The sequence below is a fragment of the Frankia sp. AgKG'84/4 genome, from assembly GCF_023242965.2.
In the GTDB taxonomy this organism is placed as follows: Bacteria; Actinomycetota; Actinomycetes; order Frankiales; family Frankiaceae; genus Frankia.
In genome coordinates this window covers 1-21,376 of sequence record NZ_JALKFU020000016.1, presented here as the reverse complement: position 1 = coordinate 21,376, position 21,376 = coordinate 1, and the positions used below count along the sequence as shown (strand labels likewise).

17 protein-coding genes are annotated in these 21,376 nt (G+C 72.3%); 3 read left to right on the top strand and 14 right to left on the bottom strand.

What is annotated here, in order from left to right; all coding sequences use genetic code 11:
• Positions 1 to 15 precede the first annotated feature (15 nt).
• Positions 16 to 723, top strand: coding sequence for a nucleotide exchange factor GrpE (gene grpE, locus MXD58_RS02865; RefSeq protein ID WP_248841236.1), 708 nt, complete (start codon positions 16 to 18; stop codon positions 721 to 723).
• Between the two features lie 116 nt (positions 724 to 839).
• Positions 840 to 2,138 (top strand): molecular chaperone DnaJ, encoded by a 1,299-nt coding sequence (gene dnaJ / locus MXD58_RS02860; RefSeq protein ID WP_250609016.1) that lies wholly within the window; start codon positions 840 to 842, stop codon positions 2,136 to 2,138.
• A 122-nt stretch (positions 2,139 to 2,260) separates the two neighbouring features.
• Here the strand turns inward: dnaJ and folD are convergent, their stop codons facing one another.
• The 7 genes from folD to MXD58_RS02825 all read right to left on the bottom strand — a co-directional run bounded on the left by folD (position 2,261) and on the right by MXD58_RS02825 (position 12,712).
• On the bottom strand, positions 2,261 to 3,121 hold the full coding sequence (folD, locus tag MXD58_RS02855; protein ID WP_248840445.1) for a bifunctional methylenetetrahydrofolate dehydrogenase/methenyltetrahydrofolate cyclohydrolase FolD: 861 nt from the start codon (positions 3,119 to 3,121) through the stop codon (positions 2,261 to 2,263).
• Positions 3,122 to 3,437: 316 nt separating this feature from the next.
• Positions 3,438 to 4,007 carry a P-loop NTPase family protein gene (locus tag MXD58_RS02850; RefSeq protein ID WP_250609015.1) on the bottom strand — a complete coding sequence of 190 codons (570 nt, stop codon included), beginning with the start codon at positions 4,005 to 4,007 and terminating at the stop codon, positions 3,438 to 3,440.
• Positions 4,008 to 4,177: 170 nt separating this feature from the next.
• Positions 4,178 to 5,080, bottom strand: coding sequence for an extracellular catalytic domain type 1 short-chain-length polyhydroxyalkanoate depolymerase (locus MXD58_RS02845; RefSeq protein WP_250609013.1), 903 nt, complete (start codon positions 5,078 to 5,080; stop codon positions 4,178 to 4,180).
• Positions 5,081 to 5,398: 318 nt separating this feature from the next.
• The gene (locus MXD58_RS02840; RefSeq protein WP_248840464.1) at positions 5,399 to 6,442 is read right to left on the bottom strand and encodes a phospholipid scramblase-related protein; all 1,044 of its coding nucleotides are present in this window, start codon (positions 6,440 to 6,442) and stop codon (positions 5,399 to 5,401) included.
• A gap of 2,606 nt (positions 6,443 to 9,048) precedes the next feature.
• Positions 9,049 to 10,692 (bottom strand): ABC-F family ATP-binding cassette domain-containing protein, encoded by a 1,644-nt coding sequence (locus MXD58_RS02835; RefSeq protein ID WP_248840448.1) that lies wholly within the window; start codon positions 10,690 to 10,692, stop codon positions 9,049 to 9,051.
• A gap of 72 nt (positions 10,693 to 10,764) precedes the next feature.
• Complete coding sequence (locus tag MXD58_RS02830; protein ID WP_248840449.1) at positions 10,765 to 11,826, bottom strand: Rv2578c family radical SAM protein; 1,062 nt, start codon at positions 11,824 to 11,826, stop codon at positions 10,765 to 10,767.
• A gap of 73 nt (positions 11,827 to 11,899) precedes the next feature.
• Positions 11,900 to 12,712, bottom strand: coding sequence for a ribonuclease FAU-1 family protein (locus MXD58_RS02825; RefSeq protein ID WP_248840465.1), 813 nt, complete (start codon positions 12,710 to 12,712; stop codon positions 11,900 to 11,902).
• Positions 12,713 to 12,938: 226 nt separating this feature from the next.
• On the opposite strand from MXD58_RS02825, the gene MXD58_RS02820 reads away from it, so the two are divergent.
• Complete coding sequence (locus MXD58_RS02820) at positions 12,939 to 14,021, top strand: Rieske 2Fe-2S domain-containing protein (RefSeq protein WP_248840450.1); 1,083 nt, start codon at positions 12,939 to 12,941, stop codon at positions 14,019 to 14,021.
• Positions 14,022 to 14,050: 29 nt separating this feature from the next.
• Here the strand turns inward: MXD58_RS02820 and MXD58_RS02815 are convergent, their stop codons facing one another.
• From MXD58_RS02815 to MXD58_RS02785, 7 genes are all read right to left on the bottom strand, one after another.
• Positions 14,051 to 14,629: a nucleoside/nucleotide kinase family protein gene (locus MXD58_RS02815; RefSeq protein ID WP_248840451.1), complete on the bottom strand. Its 579-nt coding sequence runs from the start codon at positions 14,627 to 14,629 to the stop codon at positions 14,051 to 14,053.
• Positions 14,630 to 14,661: 32 nt separating this feature from the next.
• A complete protein-coding gene (locus MXD58_RS02810; protein ID WP_248840452.1) occupies positions 14,662 to 14,883 on the bottom strand; it encodes a hypothetical protein in 222 nt (73 codons plus the stop codon).
• A gap of 104 nt (positions 14,884 to 14,987) precedes the next feature.
• Positions 14,988 to 15,755, bottom strand: a complete 768-nt coding sequence (locus MXD58_RS02805) for an SDR family oxidoreductase (RefSeq protein WP_248840453.1) — start codon at positions 15,753 to 15,755, stop codon at positions 14,988 to 14,990.
• Between the two features lie 465 nt (positions 15,756 to 16,220).
• A complete protein-coding gene (locus MXD58_RS02800) occupies positions 16,221 to 16,643 on the bottom strand; it encodes a ricin-type beta-trefoil lectin domain protein (protein WP_248840454.1) in 423 nt (140 codons plus the stop codon).
• 423 nt (positions 16,644 to 17,066) lie between these two features.
• Complete coding sequence (locus MXD58_RS02795; protein WP_248840455.1) at positions 17,067 to 17,885, bottom strand: rhomboid-like protein; 819 nt, start codon at positions 17,883 to 17,885, stop codon at positions 17,067 to 17,069.
• A gap of 211 nt (positions 17,886 to 18,096) precedes the next feature.
• On the bottom strand, positions 18,097 to 19,209 hold the full coding sequence (locus MXD58_RS02790) for an alpha/beta hydrolase (protein WP_248840456.1): 1,113 nt from the start codon (positions 19,207 to 19,209) through the stop codon (positions 18,097 to 18,099).
• 63 nt (positions 19,210 to 19,272) lie between these two features.
• Positions 19,273 to 21,324 carry a phosphatidylglycerol lysyltransferase domain-containing protein gene (locus MXD58_RS02785; RefSeq protein WP_250609018.1) on the bottom strand — a complete coding sequence of 684 codons (2,052 nt, stop codon included), beginning with the start codon at positions 21,322 to 21,324 and terminating at the stop codon, positions 19,273 to 19,275.
• Between the last annotated feature and the right edge of the window lie 52 nt (positions 21,325 to 21,376).

Genomic DNA, 21,376 nt, shown 5'->3' with positions numbered 1-21,376 from the left:
GGGGAGGAGCCTCGAGTGGTCGTGCGCGACCGACGCCGGATCGACCCGGAAAGCGGCGAGGTCAGGCTGGAGTCCGAACCAGCTCCGGGTACGCCGGGAGCAGCCCCCAGCGCCGGTGCGCCCGGCCCGGGGCCCGACGACGAGCTGGTCGAGTCGCTGCGGTTGCAGGTGAACGAACGTACGGCTGACCTGCAGCGGCTCAAGGCCGAGTTCGACAACTACCGCCGCCGGGTGGAGCGCGATCGTCAGCAGATCGGCGAGCAGGCCACAGGCAAGGTGCTGGCCAGCCTCCTGTCGACCCTCGACGACATCGGTCGCGCCCGCGACCATGGTGATCTCGAGGGGCCGTTCAAGGCGATCGCCGAGGCGCTGGAGGCAGCGCTGGAGGCGGCCGGCCTGGAGCGGTTCGGAGTGGCCGGGGACGAGTTCGATCCTTCGGTCCACGAGGCCCTCATGCACTCGTACCGGTCGGACGTCAGCGGCCCGACGTGTGTGGACGTCTACCGTTCCGGTTACCTGCACGCCGGCCGGGTGCTCCGGCCGGCGCAGGTCGTCGTGGCGGAGCCCACCGGCGAACCGGCTGGGACCGAGCCGGCCGCCGAGGCTGCGGCGGATGAGTTCGCGCAGGCAGACGACAAGACCGAGCGGCCCGGCGCGGTTCCGGACGACACCGGCAGCATCCCCGGTCCGGACAACGGCGGGCCCACTGTCAGCGCCGACTGAAGCCGGGGTCACGTCCGCGTCATTCCATGGCTGGAATGTGACGGACGCAGCCGATCATCTCCTCGCCCGGGCGGCTGACCCGGGCGAGGCGCCACAATGAGGGAAGGAGGGGCGCCGTGAGTGTTCGCGACATGGTCGAGAAGGACTATTACGCCGCTCTCGGCGTTCCGAAGGACGCCTCCGCGGCCGACATCAAGAAGTCGTACCGGAAGTTGGCGCGCGAGCTGCATCCGGACAAGAACCCCGGCGACGCGAAGGCGGAAGCCCGTTTCAAGGAGGTCTCCGAGGCCTACGACGTGCTGTCCGACGAGAGTCGTCGGCGGGAGTACGACGAGGCCCGGGCCCTGTTCGCCGCTGGCGGCGCACGCCCCGGCGGCCGACCGGGCGGTTATGGGGGCTTCGGTGCTCCCGGCGGCTTCGGGGCGCCGGGGGCCGGCTACCCCGGCGGCGGGCCCAACGTCAACTTCGAGGACCTGCTGGGGAATTCGAACGGAGGGCTCGGTGGGTTCTTCGACATGTTCCAGCGCTCCTCGCCGGGGCGTGGACCCCGGCGAGGTGGGGACATCGAGGCCGAGGTCACGATTCCGTTCGAGAAGTCGCTGACCGGCCTGGAAGCCTCGGTCCGGCTCCCCGGCGCCGCGACCTGCACGACCTGCGAGGGCAGCGGTGCCCGGCCGGGCACCGCCCCGCGGACCTGCCCGACCTGCCGAGGGCTTGGCGTGGTCTCCCGTTCCCAGGGTGGCTTCGCGCTGTCCGAGCCCTGCCGTGACTGCCTCGGCAAGGGCACGATGATCGATCATCCCTGCCCGGACTGCCGAGGGTCCGGCCGGCGCGAGCGTGAGCAGCGCATCCGCATCCCCCCCGGCGTGCGAGACGGTCAGCGCCTCCGAGTGCGCGGCCGCGGCACCCCCGGGGAGCGCGGCGGCCCTGCCGGTGACCTCGAGGTCACCGTCCACGTGCTGCGACACCCGATCTTCGATCGGGAGGGCAACAACCTGACCATCACGCTTCCCGTGACGATCACCGAGGCCGCGCTGGGAGCCTCGGTGCGGGTGCCGACCCTGGATGGCGCCCCGCTCACGGTGAAGGTGCCCGCGGGCACCTCAAGCGGGCGGCGCCTGCGGGCCCGAGGGCGAGGCGTCCCGATCGGCAGCGGCGGACACGGCGACCTCATCGTGACCCTCGAGGTGACCGTGCCCAGGCCGTCGGAGCTGTCGCCGCGCGCCCGCACGGCGCTGCTGGAATTCGCCCAGGCCCATCCCGAGGACCCCCGGGCACCGTTGATGGAACGGATGGAGTCTTCTCCGGCCATGCCCATCCCCACCCGATCTCGCGCGGCGTCGTCCTGCTCACGGCGATTGTGGCGCACCCTACCGACAGAAATTTCCACCCCGTCCCCACAAGGACGGACGTGAACTGCCATGTTGCGGGTTCGTGACCGTCGCCTCGCCCAGCAAGGCGGCGCGATTGCTGTCCGCATGACGACAGGTGTCCTCGAACACGCTAACGAAGGGACGGGGGCGGCCCGGTCACCGGGTCAGGCGAGGCTACCCGCGGCCGCGCGCGCGGCGAGCAGGGTGTTGCGCAGCAGCATCGCGATCGTCATCGGCCCCACGCCGCCGGGAACGGGGGTGAGGTGCCCGGCGACCTCGCGCACGGCATCGAAGTCGACATCCCCGCGCAGGCCCTGCTCCGTGCGGTGCATGCCGACGTCGATGACCGTCGCGCCGGGCTTCACCGCGTCCGCCCCGATGATCGCCTGGCGCCCGGCCGCGACGACGAGGATCTCTGCCTCGCGGCAGACCGCCTCGAGGTCACGCGTGCGCGAGTGGCACACCGTGACGGTGGCGTTGCGCCCGATCAGCAGTTGGGACACGGGCCGGCCGACCAGCTCCGATCGGCCGACGACGACGGTGGGGGTGCCCGCCAGTTCGATGTCGTAGGCGTCGAGGAGCTCGATGATTCCCGACGGGGTGCACGGCCGCAGGCCCGGCAGGCCGCGCGCGAGCAGCCCGACGCTCGCGGTGGTCAGCCCGTCGACGTCCTTCTCCGGCGGGATGCGCCCGACCAGGGCGGCGCCGTCGAGGCCGGCGGGCACCGGTAGTTGCAGCAGGATCCCGGACACCGCCGGGTCGGCGGCCAGGCTGTCCAGCAGCGCGGCGACCTCCTCCTGCGGGGTCTCGGCGGGCAGGTGCTGGTGCAGATCGGCCATGCCCGCCGCCACGCACGCCTTGCGCTTGCCGCCGATGTACACCGCGGACGCCGGGTCGTCGCCCACCAGCACGGTCGCGAGTCCCGGCTGACGGCCGGTGTCCGCGCGGAACTCGGCGACGTCCTCCGCCACCTCCGCCCGCACCCTCGCGGCCACGGCCTTACCGTCGATGATCACTGCACTCACGTCGACCCCTCGCCCTCACGCTCGATCCGCCGGCCGGGCCGGCCATGGCCGCACCTACCGCCGCCGACGCCTCGTCCGAGCGTGCACGCTACGCGACGCGACCTTCGGAAGGTCGACCCCGTCGGCGACCTCGACGAGGTCCTCGCCGAACCTACCCGGGTGCTGCGCCCCCGGCGGCCGACCGGCGGTCGTCGGCGCGACCTGCCCCGGCCGACCAACCGCTGCTCCCGTGCGTTGGTTCTCGCGCGGCCAGGGCCGGACCCCGCCCCGTCGCGCGGAGCGTTCGGGGACCTGGCTCGCCGCGGCGCTACGCGGGTCAGGTGCCGAGCTGGCCGGCGGACAGCGGGCGCATCGACGGCAGGCCCGGGGACGCCGCCGCGCCCAGCCACAGCCGCACCTCCCGCGACGTGCGTAGCCGCACGACTCGGGCGGCGGCGCCGTGCCTGTCCAGCGCCCGCAGCAGGCGGATCCGGCTGTCCCGCGGGTAGTTCCACAGCCAGCGCAGGAACGCCATGTCCACCTTCTCGGGGCACCCGGGCGCCATGTCCGGCCGGGTCCGCCCGCGCCACCTCGCCCAGCGGCGCAGCGCCCGGCTGATCGTGACGCGGCGCGGCAGGTCGAGGAAGACGATCAGCTCGGCGGCGGGGATACGCAGGTCGAGCGTGCCACCGTAGTTGCCGTCCATCACCCACGCCGGCTTCGCCACGAGGCCGGCGACGATCGCGCACCACTCCTGCACCGGGGTGGCCACCCAACCGGGCCGCCAGAAGTACCGGTCGAGGTGCACCACCGGAAGACCGGCCTGACGTGCGAGTTCCCGGGCGAGGGTGCTCTTGCCCGCGCCCCCGCAACCGACGACGAGCACCCGCTGGATGTCAGGGGTCATCGACGGGGGCCCGTCCGGGCCCGTCCCGAGCGTCTTCACACCCCCAGTCTCCCATTGCGGCGATCGATTGTGCTGCCGAACGTGGCCCTTCGGCGCGCGTTCCGCTCGGCGTCGTCTCGGCGTCGCCGGCACGTCGACAGCCAGCCGTCGCGGACCGCGCGGTCCGCCTGTCAGCCGGCGCTCGGATGCGCCGCGAAGAACCGCCACATGACCTCCGACGCGTCCGGCGCCGGCGGCGGCGCGTCGGCCTGGCCCCGGGGAGGCGTCCCGCCGGGCCACGCATGCCCGGCGCCCTCGATGCTGTACAGCTCCACGGCGACGCCCGACGCACACGACCCGTAGACGTCGTGGTGGACGGCACCCTGCGTGCTGCGGGCCGGCGTGGCCGCGCAGCCATCACGGCGGGTCCAGAACGTCATCGCCTCGGCGACCGAACGGTCAGCACGCTCATCTCCCTGCCGCAGGCCGGCCAGCGACGACTCGCCGCCGCCGTAAGGAACCCTCTGGTCGGCCAGCCCGTGGAAGGCGATGACCGAGACGGGTCGGCTCGGCGTGCACGTGACGGTGTCGAGGGCGCCGGAGACGGGCGCGATCGCGGCGATCCGGCCGGCGAGTTCGCAGCCGAGCCGGTAGGCCATCATCGCGCCGTTCGACATGCCGGTGACGTAGATCCGGCGGGGATCGATCCGGTGGTCCCGGGTGATCTGGTCCAGCACGGCCGCGACGAACGCGACGTCGTCGGAGTTCGTCTGGTGGGCGTAGCCACAGCAGGTCCCCGCGTTCCAGGTCAGCAGCGCGGTGCCGAGCCGGCCGCTGCCGTCGGGGTAGACGGCGAGGAAACCGGCCCGGTCGGCCACCTCGCTCAGGCCACTCTGCCGCTCGACCTGCGCGCCCGAGCCGCCTCCGCCGTGCAGGACGACGACCACCGGCAGCGCCGACGGGCTGGGTGCGGAGTCGGCGGGGAGGTGGACGAGATAGGTCCGCACGCGCCCATCGACCGTCAGGGTGTGCTCGGTGGTGCCGGCGTGGGCGACCGCGCGCCCGGACGGACCGGGCGACGCGGTCGGCTGCACCGCGGATGCCGACGGCGCGGAGGCTGAGGGCACGGGCAGTGAGGACCCCGACCGTGACGGACCCGCCGATCCGGCCATCGAACCGCCACAGGACGCCAGGCCCCCGGCGACCGCGAGCACCAGCGCGACCCTGGCCACGCCGCGCGGACCCGCCTGCCGGGACCCGCCCCGGCCAGCGCCGCCGCTCCTCGCCACACCGGTCCAGGTCAAGGTCTGTTGTGCGCTCACGACGGCGACCGTAGAGGCGGGGCGTGTGAGCCGGGTGAGAGCTCCGTACCGGAGTGCGGCGCCCGCTCAGGTCAGGCCAGCGGCGCCAGCTCAGTTCAAGCCGCGGGAGTCCTGCTTGAGCGCGGTGTCGATGGTGAGTGCGGACGCGACGACCATGCTGAGCAGCGGCTGCGGCAAGGGCCGGTGCAGCTGGACCACGTAGTTGTCGGCCGTGGTGAACATCGTTCGCATGAAGCCCTCCCAGGTCTTGGTGACTCGGGCGACCTCGGTCCCGGTGTGGTCGACGATGGCGAAGTTCCAGGCACGCCAGTTCTCAGCCTTGATCGACCCGATCGTCGCGCCACCCGACTGCAGATCAAATCTGATCTTGCCGAAAACGTTCTGCTGGACGATGACGCCCAACTCCCTGCCATCGGGCAGCGAGACGATGACCTTGGACTTGAGCAGCTTCGCCGGTCGGTGCAACAGCAGCTGGACGACGCCGACGGCGTCGCGGACCTCGAGGCGGTGGGACAGGAACTGGTCCCAGGACGTGAGCACGCGGGCGGCCTTCTTCAGCGCGCCCTGGCCGACCTCGACGACCGAGCCGATCTGGTTACCCCGCTGGTCGAATACGGCGTACTCGGCCGACACCTCGATGACCTTGGTCTTCTGGTTGACGACCAGCACCGGCTCGCTGAACAGCGTCCCGCCACCGGGCCCGGCGGCGACCACGCCCGCCTCGTCGCGAACCTGCCGCTGCACGCGCTCCGGGGTGGCCTCCGTTCGCACCGCGGCGGGATCAACGCCCTGCGCCGTCCCCCACGATGCCTTGCCCGGCCCGCCCTGCTGCGGCGCAACGCCGGGGTTGCCCTGCCCTTGCCCGAGGCCCTGCCCGCCGTAGTTGTCCTGCCCGCCGTAGTTACCCTGCCCGCCGTAGTTACCCTGCCCGCCGTAGTTACCCTGCCCGCCGCCGTACTGGTCCTGTCCGCCGTACTGGCCCTGGCCTCCCATGGGTGCCTGACCCGGGCCGGTGGGTTGGACGGGCGGTGTCGTCGGCTGGGTGTGCTCTGTCCATTGAGCGCCATCCCACCATCGAGCCCCGTGCTGCCCGCTCGGATCGGCATACCAGCCGGGCGGGACCGTCTGCGTCATGTGCCCCACTCTGACACCGGGCGTCCCCATCGGCCACACCCCCCTGGATCGACCCGTGTTCCGTCCCGGGGGGCGCCAGGAACGCTCACGATGGCGACTGGCCAGCCGATCCCGGTAGTAGGAGTTGCGGAAGGTCCACATCGCACCCTCACGGCGCAGGATCTCGTACCGGTGCAGAAACTGGAGAAAGCGCATCAGTCGCGGCGGAGTGCCCTCGGTGAGGAGGAACCAGCCAGCGCAGACGACGTAGGTCGGCCACGCGGTGTTGTAGCAGGCCAGGATCATCCCGATCGTCAGGGCGAAGGAGACTGCGTCCCAGACCCGCAGGTGCATGCTGCCCGCCTGAAGCCCATCGAACAGCGCGGCGGCCGGGCCGACGACAAGGGCGATCGCAGCCGCGGTGATCATTCCCACGAGGCCGACGCAGCCGATCGCGAGCATCCTGTCCGCGCGGAAGGTCGACTCGGGGCTGGCGGCCGACGGGCGCCGCCCGGTCGGGGACGGCTGGCTGAGCCAGCGAATCAGACCCGCCACGAAGCCGACCGGAAACCCCACGACCACACTGAACAACAGGGCAACCCCGACGCCATGCGCGGCCCCATCGCGCATTCCGCCGACGAACCCGCCGGCCAGGCCCACCAGCATGCAGGTGCCGATTCCGTGCAGAACATAACGCGAGGCGGTCGAACGCTCCTCCCACCGCCGCCGGTACACCCGCGCGGGCACCATCGCGGCTCCCGGCCGGATCATCTGGCGGGCGATGGCGACAGCGACCACGATGCCGAGGAAGACCGAGAGACCGAGCTGCACGAACCGCGCCGGACCGACGTCGCCCCCAAAGGCCAGGGCCACGGCCTCAGTCACTGCCGCCGTGACCAGCGCTGTCCCCGCGGCCGTGCACGCGACAACCGCAGGCCGGTCTAGGAGGCGCTGCCACAACAGCAGGCTCAGCAGCATCGCCACACCGCACTGGGCCGCGTCCGCCGGCACCGTGGCCGACGGAGGTGCGATCGCCCAGCCGAAGACCAGAACGATACCGGCGCTGGTCGCCGCCCCGGCGATCGCCGCCGACCGATCGACGTGGCAACCACGGGTCGCGCCGAAAACCAGCGAGAGCAGGATCCCGATGGCGAACCCGCGAGTCAGGCCGGGTGGCAGGGCCAGGGCGATGCGGTAGGCCGGGGCGGCCAGCGCACCGGCGGCGACGGTCAGCACCGCCGCCGGCACGGCGTCCTGCAGGCGCCACCAGGCCACGGCCCCCACATCAAGATCCTCCATCCGGCTGGCGAGATACTCGGCGCCGCGGCGGGCCTGCGAGGAGTTGCTGAAACGCTCGATCGCGCCGTCGAGGAAGCGATCGGCCAGATACCGCTCGAGCTCCTCCCGCCCGCGATCCTGGGCGAGGTTCACCAGGTCACCGGGCTCCAGCTGGTGGGCCGCGCCCTCACAGCAGCGGCGCACCAGCGAGAGCATGAAAGGCGTGCTCACGACATCGGCGAGTACCTTGCCTGGACGTCCCCGCAGCTCCGCCAACAACGGCGACCAGCGCCGCGGATCCGGCCGGCGTTCGGCCACCTGATCCAGGTAGTCGGCGGCCCCTGCCGGGTCCACCGCGGCGATCGTCAGCGTCGTCACGTCCGGCAGCTCGTCCAGGCCCAGCGTGCCCGGCCGACTCAGGATGATCACTCGCGCGTCCAGCAGGTGCCGGCGGATCACCGAGACCGCCGAGGCGCTGCCGACCGGCGTACGAACCTCGTCGAGCCCGTCGAGGATGAGTACAACCCGGTGCGCGGACAGCAGGGCGGTCAAGAGAGTGCGATCATGGGCGGGACGCAGACTGGCCGCGCTCGGGCAGGTCGTCCGAAGCTGACGATCGAACCACGCGGGAAAGCTCTCCCCCGGGTCCCAGGAGGAGACCGAGACCAACAAGGGGATCCACCCCGCGCCGGCGTCCGCCACCGACAGCTCTGCGCCCGGATCACCGCCAGCGCCCACCGCGCCACTCGCGCGCGCAGCACGCGGCGCCGGGGAGCTCTCGGCCAGCAGTCCCAGGGCCAGCAACAGTCCAAAAGTCGTCTTGCCGCTGCCCGCGGCGCCAAGGACAACAGCTTTACGAAGCGCACCGCGCCGGACAAGATCGGCGGCCGCGGTCTCGAAGTGCGCCGGTTCCCAGGCGGCCCTCGCACTGTCCGCGGCGAACGCCGAACCGGCCACCGCGGTGACGCCGTCCGGCCCGACCAGCCGGACCGGCACGAGTGGGTCCTCAAAGAGCTGACGCTGTTGGGCCTCGACCTGCCACATGCCACGGATCTCCGCCCGCAGGCTCTCCCGGAGCTCGTCGACCGACTTCAGAGCATGGTCCGGAAGCGCGATCGACAGGGACAACAGCGCGCCGAAAGCTCCGATGAACCCGCCGACGACAGTCGCGACGGCAAGGTTCGTGAACATCAGAACCATCAGGACCGCGCAAACAGTAGCGACAGCGACCTGAATCAGGCGCCGGTTCCTCCGTGTGGCCACCACCATCTCGCAGCTCCCCGAGCGCCGTGACGATGTAATGATCGCGGTTTCGGGGAGCGTATCCGACCGAGATAAACGGCGGTGACTCAGACGGGTTGTTCGATGACCTGTCCGTTGTCGACGTGCAGGCGGCGGGTGACGTCGACGGTGTCGAGCATGCGGCGGTCGTGGGTGACGAGCAGCAGGGTGCCGGCGTAGCCGGTCAGGGCCTCCTCGAGCTGTTCGAGGGCGGGCAGGTCCAGGTGGTTGGTGGGTTCGTCGAGCACCAGACAGTTGATGCCGACCGCCTGCAGCAGCGCCAGCCCGGCACGGGTTCGTTCGCCGGGCGAGAGCGAGGCGGCGGGCCTGGTCACCTGGTCCGCGCCGAGGCCGAACTTGGCGAACAGGGTCCGGACCTCGCCGGCCGGCCAACCTGTCGCCTGTTCGGCGACGGCCACGGGGCTCGCCTCGCCCCGGAACCGGCCGCGGGCCTGGTCGATCTCGCCGAGCCGCACTCCGGAGCCGAGCGACTGGCCGCCCGCGTCCAGCGGAACGCGGCCGAGCAGGGCTCCCAGCAACGTCGTCTTGCCGCCGCCGTTCGGACCGGTGATCACGATTCGGTCCGCCCACGCGACGGTGAGATCGACGGGGCCAAGGCTGAAGGCGCCGCGGCGCACCGTGGCCCCGGTGAGAGTCGCGACGACATCGCCGGAACGGGATGCGGCGGCGATCGACATGCGCAGCTGCCACTCCTTGCGTGGCTCCTCGACCTTCTCCAGCCGATCGAGGCGGGACTCGATCGAGCGCACCCGGGAGGCGCTCTTCGTCGCGGCCTCGATCCGCGCGCCCTTGGCGGCTCGGTCCCCGTCCGGGGACCGCCGCTTGGCCCGCAGCGTGCCCCGCACCGACTGCTCGCGTTGCCGCTGCGCCTGGGTGACAAGGTCCGAGCGCTGGTCGGCGTAGTCCTCGTAGCGATCACGGGCCTGCCGGCGGGCGACCTCGCGGGCCTGCAGATAGGCCGTCCAGCCGCCGGCGAACAGGCTGAGGCCGTGATGATGCGGATCGATCTCGGCGACGGTGTCGATGGTGCGGTCGAGGAACTCCCGGTCGTGGCTGACCAGGACGAGAGCACCGGAGAGCTGCCGGACGAACCGTTCGAGCCGGTCGAGGCCGTCGAAGTCGAGGTCGTTGGTGGGCTCGTCGAGAAGGGTGATGTCGAAGCGGGACAGCAGGACGCTGGCCAGTGATCCTCGGGCGGCCTGTCCGCCGGACAGCGCTGTCGTCTGGCTGTCGAGGGCATCGGCAGGCAGGCCCAGCTCGGCGCAGACCTCCTCGGCCCGGGTGTCGAGATCGGCGGCACCCAGCGCGAGCCAGCGTTCCAGCGCGACGCTGTAGCGGTCATCGGCGCCGGGTGCACCGGCCGCGAGTGCCTCAGCGGCGGCGTCGAGTTCGCCCTGGGCGGCGCCGACCCCGGTCCGGCGGGTGAGGAAGTCACGCAGCGTCTCACCGGGACGGCGGTCGGGCTCCTGCGGCAGCAGGCCCACCCCCGCCGTCGGCGGCGCGAGCTCAAGCCGGCCCTCGTCGAGGGGGATGAGCTGCGCGAGCGCCCGCAGCAGCGTCGACTTGCCAACCCCGTTCGGACCCACCACCCCCAGCCGGTCACCCGGCGCGACGGTGAGGGAAACCCCGTCGAGGATGGTGGCCCCACCACGGGTGACGGTGAGACCGGAGGCGACAAGGGTGGCAGACACCCCACCATCTTCGCGCAGACGCGCCGGATGGCCGCCACTCCCCCGCGCCTGATCGCCCGCATCACGGCCACCTCAGCCGTCCAGCCCCGGCAGGGCCGGTTGCTCGTCCCGCAACGCGGGCCGAGGCGCCGCCGGGTCGGCGCCGACGCGGATGGCGGGCCTCCCGGCCCAGGCCCCGACCCCGGCACGTTCGGCGAACTCGCGCACCTGCGCGCTGATCCGATCACGGTAGGAGCGGGGCGCGTAGGCGCCGTTGCCATACAGCCTGCGGTAGGGCCCGACCAGGGTCGGATGGTGCTCACCGAGCCAGGCGAGATACCACTCCCGCGCACCGGGCCGAAGGTGCAGAACCATCGGCGTGATGGAGGTGGCGCCTGCCTGGGCGATCTCCCGGACGGTCGCGGCCAGCGCGGCGGGCGAGTCCGTCAGGTAGGGCAGAACCGGTGCCATCAGCACCCCGGCGCCGAGCCCCCGATCGCGCAGCGCGGCGCACACCGCCAGGCGGCTGCGCGGTCGGGGCGCGCCCGGCTCGACGAGGCGCCAGAGATCGTCGTCGACGAAGCCGATCGACAACGCCACACCGACGTCCGTCACCTCCGCGGCCGCGGCGAGCAGATCGATGTCGCGCAGCACCAGCGAACCCTTGGTCAGCAGCGAGAACGGGGTGCGCGCGTCGCGCAGGGCGGCGATGATCCCGGGCATGAGGCGGTAACGACCCTCCACGCGCTGATAAGGATCGACGTTGGTGCCCATGGCGACGTGGTCGGCCTGCCAGCGTGGTGCCGCGAGCTCCGAGCGCAGCCGCTCGGCGACGTTGACCTTAACGATGATCTTCGTGTCGAAGTCGTGGCCGGCGTCAAGATCGAGGTAGTTGTGGGTGGACCTCGCGAAGCAGTAGCGGCAGGCATGCGAACAGCCACGGTAGGGGTTGACCGTCCAGCGGAAGGCCATCCGCGACGCCGGGGGCACTTGGTTGAGCGCCGACCGGGCATGAACCTCGTAGAAGGTCATGCCGGCGAACTCGGGAGTGTCAAAGGTGCGGGCCACCGCGTCGCGGGGCAGCAGGGGCTGCGCGCGCGCCGCGCCGCCCTCCGTCGATCTCTCGTCGGCGAGTCGTAGGTTGTCCCATCGCACGGATCCATGAGAACATGTGTTCGAACGCAAGTCCAGTGGGTCCGGCGAAGGCGAGGCTGTGATGAGGCCAGGGTCAGGCGCGCGGGCCGTCCCAGCCGGCTGGGAGGGTGTCAGGCATCCCCCAGGCCGGGTCGGGCCGGAAGTCGGTCCACGTGCCGTCGAACGGGAACGCCCCCGCCTCGACCAGCCGCAGCAGCCGCTCCCCCTCCGCGCGCACCGCCGCCGGGTCGGCTACCCAGTAGTGCCCGGGGTAGGCGAGCCGCTCGGCCAGCTCGTGCTCGTCCTTCCATTCCCACTGATGTTCCGGCGTCACCCAGACGTCAAGGTCGTGGTCGGTGGTGTCGACTCCGAGCAGTCCGTCCCGGCGCCAGGTGGTCGCGGGCTGCTCCAGGTTGATGTACCAGCGGACGAACCGGCCCTGCCAGTCCCAGAACCACCACACCGAGTTGGCTCCCTGAGAGGGGACCAGCATGAAGATGTTCGGTCCGCGCCACACCGACGTCGTCATCACCGTCGGCTGGCGGATCCACTCCGCGAACGGCATGTCCCGCAGACCGCGGCCATCCGCGCTCAGTTCGACCGCCATCGGGCAGCCGTGCGGGATCCACAGGCGCAGTCCGCGTTCGTCGTGCCCGACGACATGCCCGGTGCGGACGAAGACGAGCCGCTTGGTCGTGAACGAGCGGTGCACGACGATTTCGCCGGGCGTGTACGGCGCGGCCGCGCGAATTCCCCGCGATGTCGCGCCAGGTTCGGTGTCCGGCCACCCGGCGGCGCCGGGTGCGGGAACGGTGTGACGCGCGGCCGGCGCACCGCGGGCGGGTCCGGCCTCGGAGGGCGGCATCGCGGCGCCGCCGGGATCGTTGACCGCGGGGCTGTCCGGCATTGTCACGGGCTGACTGTACGGCGAAGCACCCTCTGGGCCACCCTCTGCCGGCCAGCTGGACCACTGCGGCAGCGGGACCCCGCTGTCCCGGCCGCGGCGGACGCTCAGCCGGAACGCGGCGGAAACCGTCACGCCATCTGGTCTCGCTTTGCTGACAGAGCGGCCTCGTGGGCAGCCGGCGGACCGTTTCCGCCTCCACGCGGCCAACGCAGGAGCGGCTTACCCCGTGACCACCGCCGCATCGCCCCGGCACTCACCGCCCACGCCTGGCCCGTCAGCTACGGACCCGGCCCGCACGGCCCGTCACGACGGCCCCGACCATTTGGTGATCTCCGCGCATCCGATCCTGCGGCGATTCTGGTACGCGGCCTGCTTCGCCGCCGAGCTGGCGGGCGAGCCGCTGGCCCGCACCGTCCTCGGCACCCCGCTGGTGCTGTGGCGTGCCGTTCCCGGCGAGCCGGCGAGCGTCGCCCTGGACCGGTGCGCCCACCGGGACGCACCGCTGTCCCGGGGCTGGGTCACGAACTGCCACCTGGTCTGTCCGTACCACGGCTGGGAGTGGGACGCGGCCGGGCGGACCAAGCGGATTCCGCAGTTTCCGGGCTCGCCGCTGCCGACCCGTGGTGGGTTGACCATGGTCGCCTCGCGGGAACGTTACGGCCTGGTCTGGGTGTGCCTCGACGACGATCCGATCGTCGGCGTCCCACCGGTGCCCGAGTACGACGACCCCGCCTGGCGGGTCGTCCCCGAATACGAATTCGCCTTCGACTGCACGGCGATGCATCTGTTGGAGAACAACTTCGACCCCGGCCACGTCGCGTTCGTCCATCGCAACACCTTCGGGAATCCGAACCGCGCCGAGCTGACCGACACCGTTGTCACCCGCGAGCCCTACGGCATCCGGACGGAGGGTCGGGTGCCGGTGGACTCCCGGCCCGGCCAGACCGGCGAGACGGTGCGAACAACCGTGTCGCGGCTGTACGCCCCATTCCACGCGCACCTGCACATCACCTACCCGGACGGCCTGCGGCACGTGATGGTGAAGGCGATCACCCCGGTCGACGACAACCGCTGCGTGCTCACGCAGATCGTGCTGCGGACGGACCGCGAGGCGGACCGTCCCAGCGCCGACATCCTGGCCTTCGACGTGGCGGTGGAGAACGAGGACCGCGAGCTGCTCGAACTACTCCCGACGCCGTTCCCGCTGGCAACGCACCTCAACGCGCACGCTCGCGCCGACCGCGACAGCCTGGCCATCCGCCGTCTGTGGACCGACCTGATCACGGGCCGGTGGGTGCCCAGCTGGTAGATCATCCGGGGCGGGCCCGCGGGCCGGGGTCAGGCTTCCTCGGCGCCCGGTGCACCGTTGACCAGGAGGTCGGCCCGGCCGACGACGTCGTCGGCCGCGAGGTAACGCTCCTCGTGGCCAGCCCAGCGGTCCCAGTGCGGGATGAAGGCGTCGCCGTCGCGGGTCAGTGCGCGTCGGCGCCGCACCAACTCCGGCGCGGCGACGTAGACCAGACCCGACAGCCCGGGCGCCGCCGCCCGCGCGCCGGCGCCGACGCCCTCGACCACCAGCAGGCCGGGCGGATCCAGGGTCGCCTCGGAGCCGTAGCGCCCCGCCGCCCAGTCATATCGTCGCCAGCACGGCCGGTGGCCGTCGGCGAGCCGCCGCAGGATGCCCTCGACGAGCTGCCCGACGCCGGCGGCGAGCCCGTCCCAACCGTCGTACAGGTCATCCATCGACACGACGGGCGCCCCGAGCCGCCCCGCGACCGCCCGGGCGAGGGTGGTCTTCCCCCCACCGGAACGACCATCCACCGCGAGAACCCGGGTGCCACCGGCCCCCGCCGGCCGGTGCGCGATCCACCCGGCGACCCGCGCCGCGGCCGCGTCCATCGGCTTCGACGGTTCCACTCGCGGTGACACCCTGCCGCGGTCAGGCCGGATCAGTGCTCGTGCGGGGCGAGGGCGAGCTCCAGGTGCGCCCGCAGCCAGGCGAGCCGGTCCCCGCTGTCGCCGTCGAACGGGATGTGCACGACCGGCCGGTTGCCGGGCCGATAGGTGAGGTCGAGGCTGGTCGACCGCGTCGCGATATCGCCGACCTCCGAATACCAACACCTTGTCACACGGGCCGGGCGGCAGCCCCGGCTGCGCAGGAACGCCGTCATAGCTACAGCCTCGCCGCAGTCAGGATGACGCGCCAGGTGCTGTCAGTACCAGTATCACCGCGCCACCCGCTACCAGACCCGCTCCGGCCGACCCCCGGGTCCGGTCAGGCGGTGGGGCCGCCCGCGAGGACGGACCAGCCGGCGTCGAGGCGCAGCACCGAGCCGGTCGCCGGGCGCAAAGCCGGATCGAGCGCGAGGCCGACCGCGGCGGCGACATCCTCGGGTTCCAGGAGCCGGCCCAGCACCGAGTTGTCCGCCAGCACCTGCTCGCGCGATGCGTCGAGCATCCGCGCGGTTGCCTCGGTGCGCACCGCGCCCGGGGCGACGGTCAGCACGCTGATCCCGTCCCGGGCGGTCTCGGCCGCGACATGCCGGGCGAAGGTCGCCAGCGCCGCCTTCGCGGTGCCGTGCGCGAGCCGGCCGCCGCCGACGTAGTCAGCCGCTGTGCTGCCCAGAAAGACCAACCGCCCCTCTCCCCACGGCCGCATCGCGGCCACCACCCGCTGGGTGATGTGGAACGCGCCGGCCAGCTCGTCGTTGATCTTCGCGGCGAACTCCGACCAGGTCAGCTCGGCGAGCGAGGCGAACGGAGGCGGCGCGGTGTTCGCGTTCACCACCAGTGCGTCGATCCGGCCCCTCTCGGCCAGCACCTGCGCGACCATCGCGGCGACCGTGGCCGGATCGGTCACGTCGCAGGCCAGCGCGGTCGCGCTGCCGCCGTCACGGCGAATTCCGGCAACCACGGCGCCCGCCGCGTCAGCGTCGCGCCGGTAGTTCACGATGACGTGATAGCCGCGGCGGGCCAGCTCGGGGGCGATCGCCGCGCCGATTCCCCGGCCCGCGCCGGTGACGATCGCTGTGGGAGGCGTCATTGTCTCCGTCCCGCCTGTTACCCGCGCCCACGCCTGGCTGGGAAAGCGGCCTCGGGCCTGGTTCCGTCGTCAGGAATGCCGACACCTCGGCGGCGAGTCTCGCCGGGCGCCGTCAGTACCAGTATTAGCAGGCTCTCGGCACCATTACCAGGTCCGCCCCACGCTGTATCCAGGTCGCGGAACACCCTGGTGTCCCTGTGGCATCCGAGCTGGTCGCCGCAGGGCGGCCTCGTCTCTGCCGACGACCGGGCGGCGACCCTGTTCTACGCGGCGACCGGGCCGGTCGACGCCATGAATCCCGACGGTTCCGGCGACCGCCTACTCGACTCCGGGGCCGCGAGCGGCCCCGTCCGCTGGGCGGCTCCATGGCTGACCTGGCAGTTCCTGCCCACGTCCGACGCCTGCCAGCGCGATCTTCCCGGTGCCGGGCCGGGGCCAGATGGTGGCGGCCCCGGCCCAGCTGGATCAGCCTGCGGGGGTCAGGGCCCAGCCGCGGTCCTCAGCGAAGGCGGGCGACAGGGCGACGAGAGGTGGGAAGATCAGGGCCGGGTGCAGGCCGAGGGTGAGCTCGTTGTCGACGACGCCAATGGTGAACGTGCCGGGCCGCGGCCCCTCGGAGATCCGCCACTCACGCGGCTCCGGCCGCGGGAGGACCCGCTCGAACACGTCGGGCTCGCCCTCGAACCCGACGAACTGGGGACCGGAGGCACGGCGGATCGTGTAGGTGCTGTCGCCGTTGCTGCCATTACCGGAGTTCCTGATTTCCCAGTCCTGCCCGGGGCCCTCGCCAGGCAGCAGGAAGAGGTTACGGTTGTCGGGTGAGCTCAGGGTCAGATTGTCCCGGCCGTCAATACTGATCCGGTACACGCCGTCAGAGATTGCGCTCATAGTCTCCCCGTTTCTGGTCATGCGGTGGCTGGCCCGATGAAGGCCACAGTCGTATGGGATGGCGCACGCCTCGCCCCGCGGACACTCACAGCCCGCGCTGCGGGTTGAGTGCCGCCGGCACGGCGACGTGCTCTCGACGCTGGGTGCACGCGGGCCCGTGAGCTGGAGTTCGGAGGCGAGGTGGCCCGCCCTTGGCACCATCTCCATCATGCCCGCAGGAGCGGCGACTCAAGGCTCACTCCACTCAGCATTCCGATATGCGTTACATTGCCGACCGGTATGAGAGGCTTGTCGAACTCGGGCGTTTCATCGCGAACGAAATCGCACACCCATCATCGACGGGCGTCGAATGCGTCACGCTTCCCGAGATGGCCCTACCCGCATGAAATCGAGGCAATTAATTCGCCTACCAATTCGTACGCATTAGGGTTCAGAATGTGTCGCGACGGCGGTCCCGGGTGCCGTTGTGGGCTCGGTGGCCAGTGGCTCCTGGGCGGGCTCGTGCCCCGGGTCGGCACGGCGGCGCAGGGCGGGGACGGTCGCGGCGAGGGCGCCGAGAGAGAAGGCGGCGATGTGGCCGACGCTGTCGAGGTCGACGTCGACCACCCCGTAGGTCATCGCCGGGAGGATGACGACCAGCGCGATCCGAGCGACCGTCCGCAACCGGTGGCGGCCGGGCAGGACGACCACGGCCGCGAGCGAGGCCGCGACCACGTAGCTCGGCCCGACGTCCAGGATGTGCAGCGCGCTGGTGGGGAGCTGGCCACCGGCGACCCGCAGCCCGAGGATGCCCTCCGAGATGAGCGTGGCTCCGGTGTGCCCGCCGAACAGCACCGCGAACGTTGCGACGCTGCCGACCGTGTACTCGAGTCCACCGACGGCGAGACCGGCGAGGGCGACCCAGGGCGCGACCGGTCCTTCCGTGACCCAGGGGATGCTGCCCAGCAGGACGCCCAGCGGATGGTGCACGAGCTGGTCCAGGGTGGTGCTCGTCGCCCACTGCCAGCGGTGCGCCAGCTCGGGCGCGGTTCCGCGCATCACCCGGGCCGCGACCAGCGCCGCCACCAGCACCGAAGTCACCGGAAAACGGCACGCGAGGCAACCCGCGGCGGCCACCGTCGCCAGCACGCGCCGCGCGGGGCAGGCTGCCGCCGCCGCGGCGGCCAGCGGCAACCTCGTCGCCCTGCTGTCGAGGGGTGGCGCGGACAGCGGCGCACCGCCGGGCGACAGCGGGCTGGGCACGGCGAACCCAGGTCGGCAGTCATGCCATGGATCTGGACGCTTCACGGAGCACCCCCGCCCGACGAGGAACGCGTGCAACCTTTGTGACATCGTGGCCTGGCTCGGCATTCCCCGCGAGGGCACCAGCCATGCCGACGTGGGAACGTCCACAGTTCGGACGACGGGCCCTCGAGGGGCCGCCGATGTGCCTGGGGGCTGAGCCGGGGCGCGTTTACGCCCTGTCGGTCCTGGTCCGGGCGCTGTGCGCGACCGGCAGGCGGAGCTGCACCGCGTTGCGCGGGGCGAGGGACCAGGCGAGGCCATCGCGTAGCGCCGGGCGCCAGACGCCGAAGTCATGGCCGCCGGGGCGAAGCCGCAGCACGACGGTGAAGCCCGGCCGCCCGCCCAGGGCCGCGGCCATCGCGCGCGTGTCCCCGTACGCCTCCCGGTCGGACTCACCGCAGTCGAGCCAGACCCGCATCGGAGGATCAGCCGGTAGGTGCGCGGCGTAGCGGGCCGGCGTGTTCGCCGCGACGACGCCGGCGAGGTCGGATCTGGGACCGAACAGGCCGACCATCCCGCCGTTGTGGGTAGGCCGGTCCATGCCGGACATGTCCACGATCGTGGCGACCAGGTCACGGTGGCGCAGACCGAGGTTGAGCGCGCAGAACCCGCCCGCGGACATCCCGGCGAAGGTGCGCTCCGTGCGCCCGGGCAGCACCCGCAGGCGGGCGTCGATCGTGGGAATCACGTCGTCAACCAGGTAGGTCTCGATGTGCTCGCCGGGTCGGTCGACGCATTCGCTGTCGTCGAGCCAGCCGTGGCTCAGACGGGGGGCGACGAGGATCGCCGCCCGGTGGTCCGCGGCGAGCCACGCCCCGGTCTGCGCCGCCCGGTCCGCCCGGAACCAGTCGACCGGAACGCCCGGCGAGCCGTGCATCAGGTAGACCACCGGGAAGCGGGCGCGCGGCTCGCTGAAGTACTGCGGCGGGAGATACACCAGTGCCTGCTGGGCGCCGAAGCCGCTGCGCACCCCGGGTATCCGCAGGGTCACGACGGTGCCCTGCGGGTGGGCGCGGGCCGGCGCGTCGGCGGCGGCGACCCGCGAGGACGAGGCTGGCCACGACTTCACCCCGATGACGTCGTCCACCCGCGGCAGGTAGCTGTAGTGCGCGTTGACGAGGTCCGCGGCGGTGGCGACGCTGAACGCGACGGCCAAGCCGGCCGTCGCGACGGTGACGGTCCGGCCGTGGCGGGACAGCCGGACGCAGCTGACCCAAGCGGCGACCGCCAGCACGCCGAGGCCGAGCAGGAACCACTTCCCGATGACCACGACCGAGCCCATCAGCCACCCCCTGACACCGAACCGTCCGCGTTGCGCCGCGTCTGCCGCCGCGGCAGGCGAGAGTCAGGATGCGCCCGGCGTCCGCGTCCGGTCCGTGCCCGCGAGGTCCCGGTCGTCGCAGCCGTTCCCGCGCCGCCGACGCGCGAGGCCGGCGGCGCTCCGGCGGGGCCAGGGCAGCCGGTCCCGCCAACTGGGCCAGACCAGGAACGCCTCGGCCTCCAACATGGCGACGGCGATCCGGGGAAGCTCCGACGTCGCCGGATAGCACACGAAGCGTGGCTGCCAGGTCGGGGCGAACTTGGCGTTGAACCGGTAGAGGCTGTCGATCTGGAACCAGCGGGACATGAACATCAACAGTCCGCGCCAGCCACGGATGATCGGGCCGGCGCCGAGCCGCTCGCCGCGTTCCAGTGCCGAGCGGAAGAACGCGAAGTTCAGGGACAGGTGCCGCACGTCGAGGTCCGCGGCCTGGCGCAGGGTGCTGACGATAAGGAACTCGTTCAGCCCGTTGTCGGCTTCCCGGTCGCGCACCATCGCGTCCAGGGAGAGCCCGTCGCGACCCCAGGGCACGAAGTGCAGCAACGCCCGCAGTCGCGGCGCCTCACCCGGGAACGGCGCGTCGCCTCCCGCCCGCACCGTCGTCGCTGGCACGGCGATGGACGGCGCGGCAATCGACTGCCCAGGCATCGACCGCCCAGGCATCGACCGCGCGGCGTCCGGCGGCGCGGCGTCCGGCGGCGTGACCTCTGACGGCACGGCCTTCGGCAGCGCGGCCACCGGCTGCCCCGCTTTCGCCTGCTTCGGCCTCGCCTGCTTCGGCCTCGCCTGCTTCGGCTTCGCCTGTTCGGCTTTCAGCGGCGCGGCTTTCGGCGTGCCGCCGCCGGGAGCGGCGCCTTCGTAGGCGAGGACGACGACGCAGTCCCCGTCGGCGGGATCGCCCAGCCGGCCCAGCGCCATGGAGAACCCGCGTTCGGTCTGCGCGCCACGCCAGGTCGCGGCCTGGCGCTTCACCCGGGCGATGGCGTCCGGGTCGAGGTCGCGCACGCGGCTGGCAACCGCGGTGTAGCCGGCCCGTTCGACGCGCGCCACGGCCTGCCGGACGTTGCGCATCGCGCGGCCGTCGAGGCTGAACGTGGCGGTGTCGACCACGGCCTCATCCCCGAACTCCAGGGCGGTGAGACCGGCACGGGTCCATGCCGTCCCGCCGGCCTCCGAACAGCCGATGACGGCAGGGGTCCAGGCGTGGTCGGCGGCCTCGCGCAGGAACACCCGCAACGCCCCGGGCCAGGCCTCCCGGTCACCGAGCGGATCTCCGCTGGCCAGCATGACCCCGTTGACGACCCGGTAGGCGACACAGGCCTTGCCGGTCGGCGACCAGATCACCGACTTGTCGGAGCGCAGTGCGAAGTAGCCGAGCGAGTCGGCGCCGCCGTGGCGGGCCAGCAGCTCACGGACCCGCACCTGGTCCAGCTCGGTGAGCCGCGGCCGCGGGCACGGCGGTCGCAGCGCGAGGTAGGCCGTCGTCCCGATCGTGCCGACGCCGAGGGTCAGCAGCACCCGGAACGCCAGGTCGGCGAAGCGGTCGGAGGTGAAGTGCAGCGGGCCGGGGATACCGACGAGCCCCAGCACGATCTGTTCCAGCTGGGCGGACCAGGAATGCGGCCCGGCGATGCGGTGCTCGCGCAGGTGCAGCAGCAGGAAGCCGTTCGCGATCGACACCGCGGTCAGCAGCAGGCCGACGCCGAGCGCCCGCCAGCGCGTCGACGGATCGCCCTTGGCCCGAAACTCGCCGCGGGCCAGGACGAGGGCGCCGAGCAGCGCGGCCGACGCCGCCGCCTCGTCGTAGTCGAGTCCTTTGGCGACATGCAGGACGACGCCGACGCCCAGCAGGACGACGACTCCCCGCCAGGCCCGCCGTTTGCGCCGCCGCAACCCGGCCGCGAGCAGCATCAGCAGCATGCCGACCACGACGGTGAACGCCGCCGCCTGGCGCGAGGCGGCGGCAGGTAGCAGAACACGCAGGTCGGCCAGGCGCGTACGCCACTCCGGGGTCAGCGCCGAGACCACGTCGAGCAGCCCGATGACGAAGGTCAGCAGCGCCGCGAGCCGCGGCACCCACGGCCGGCCCGCAGCCGGCAGCCGCAGCCGCCACCGCACCCCGTTGACC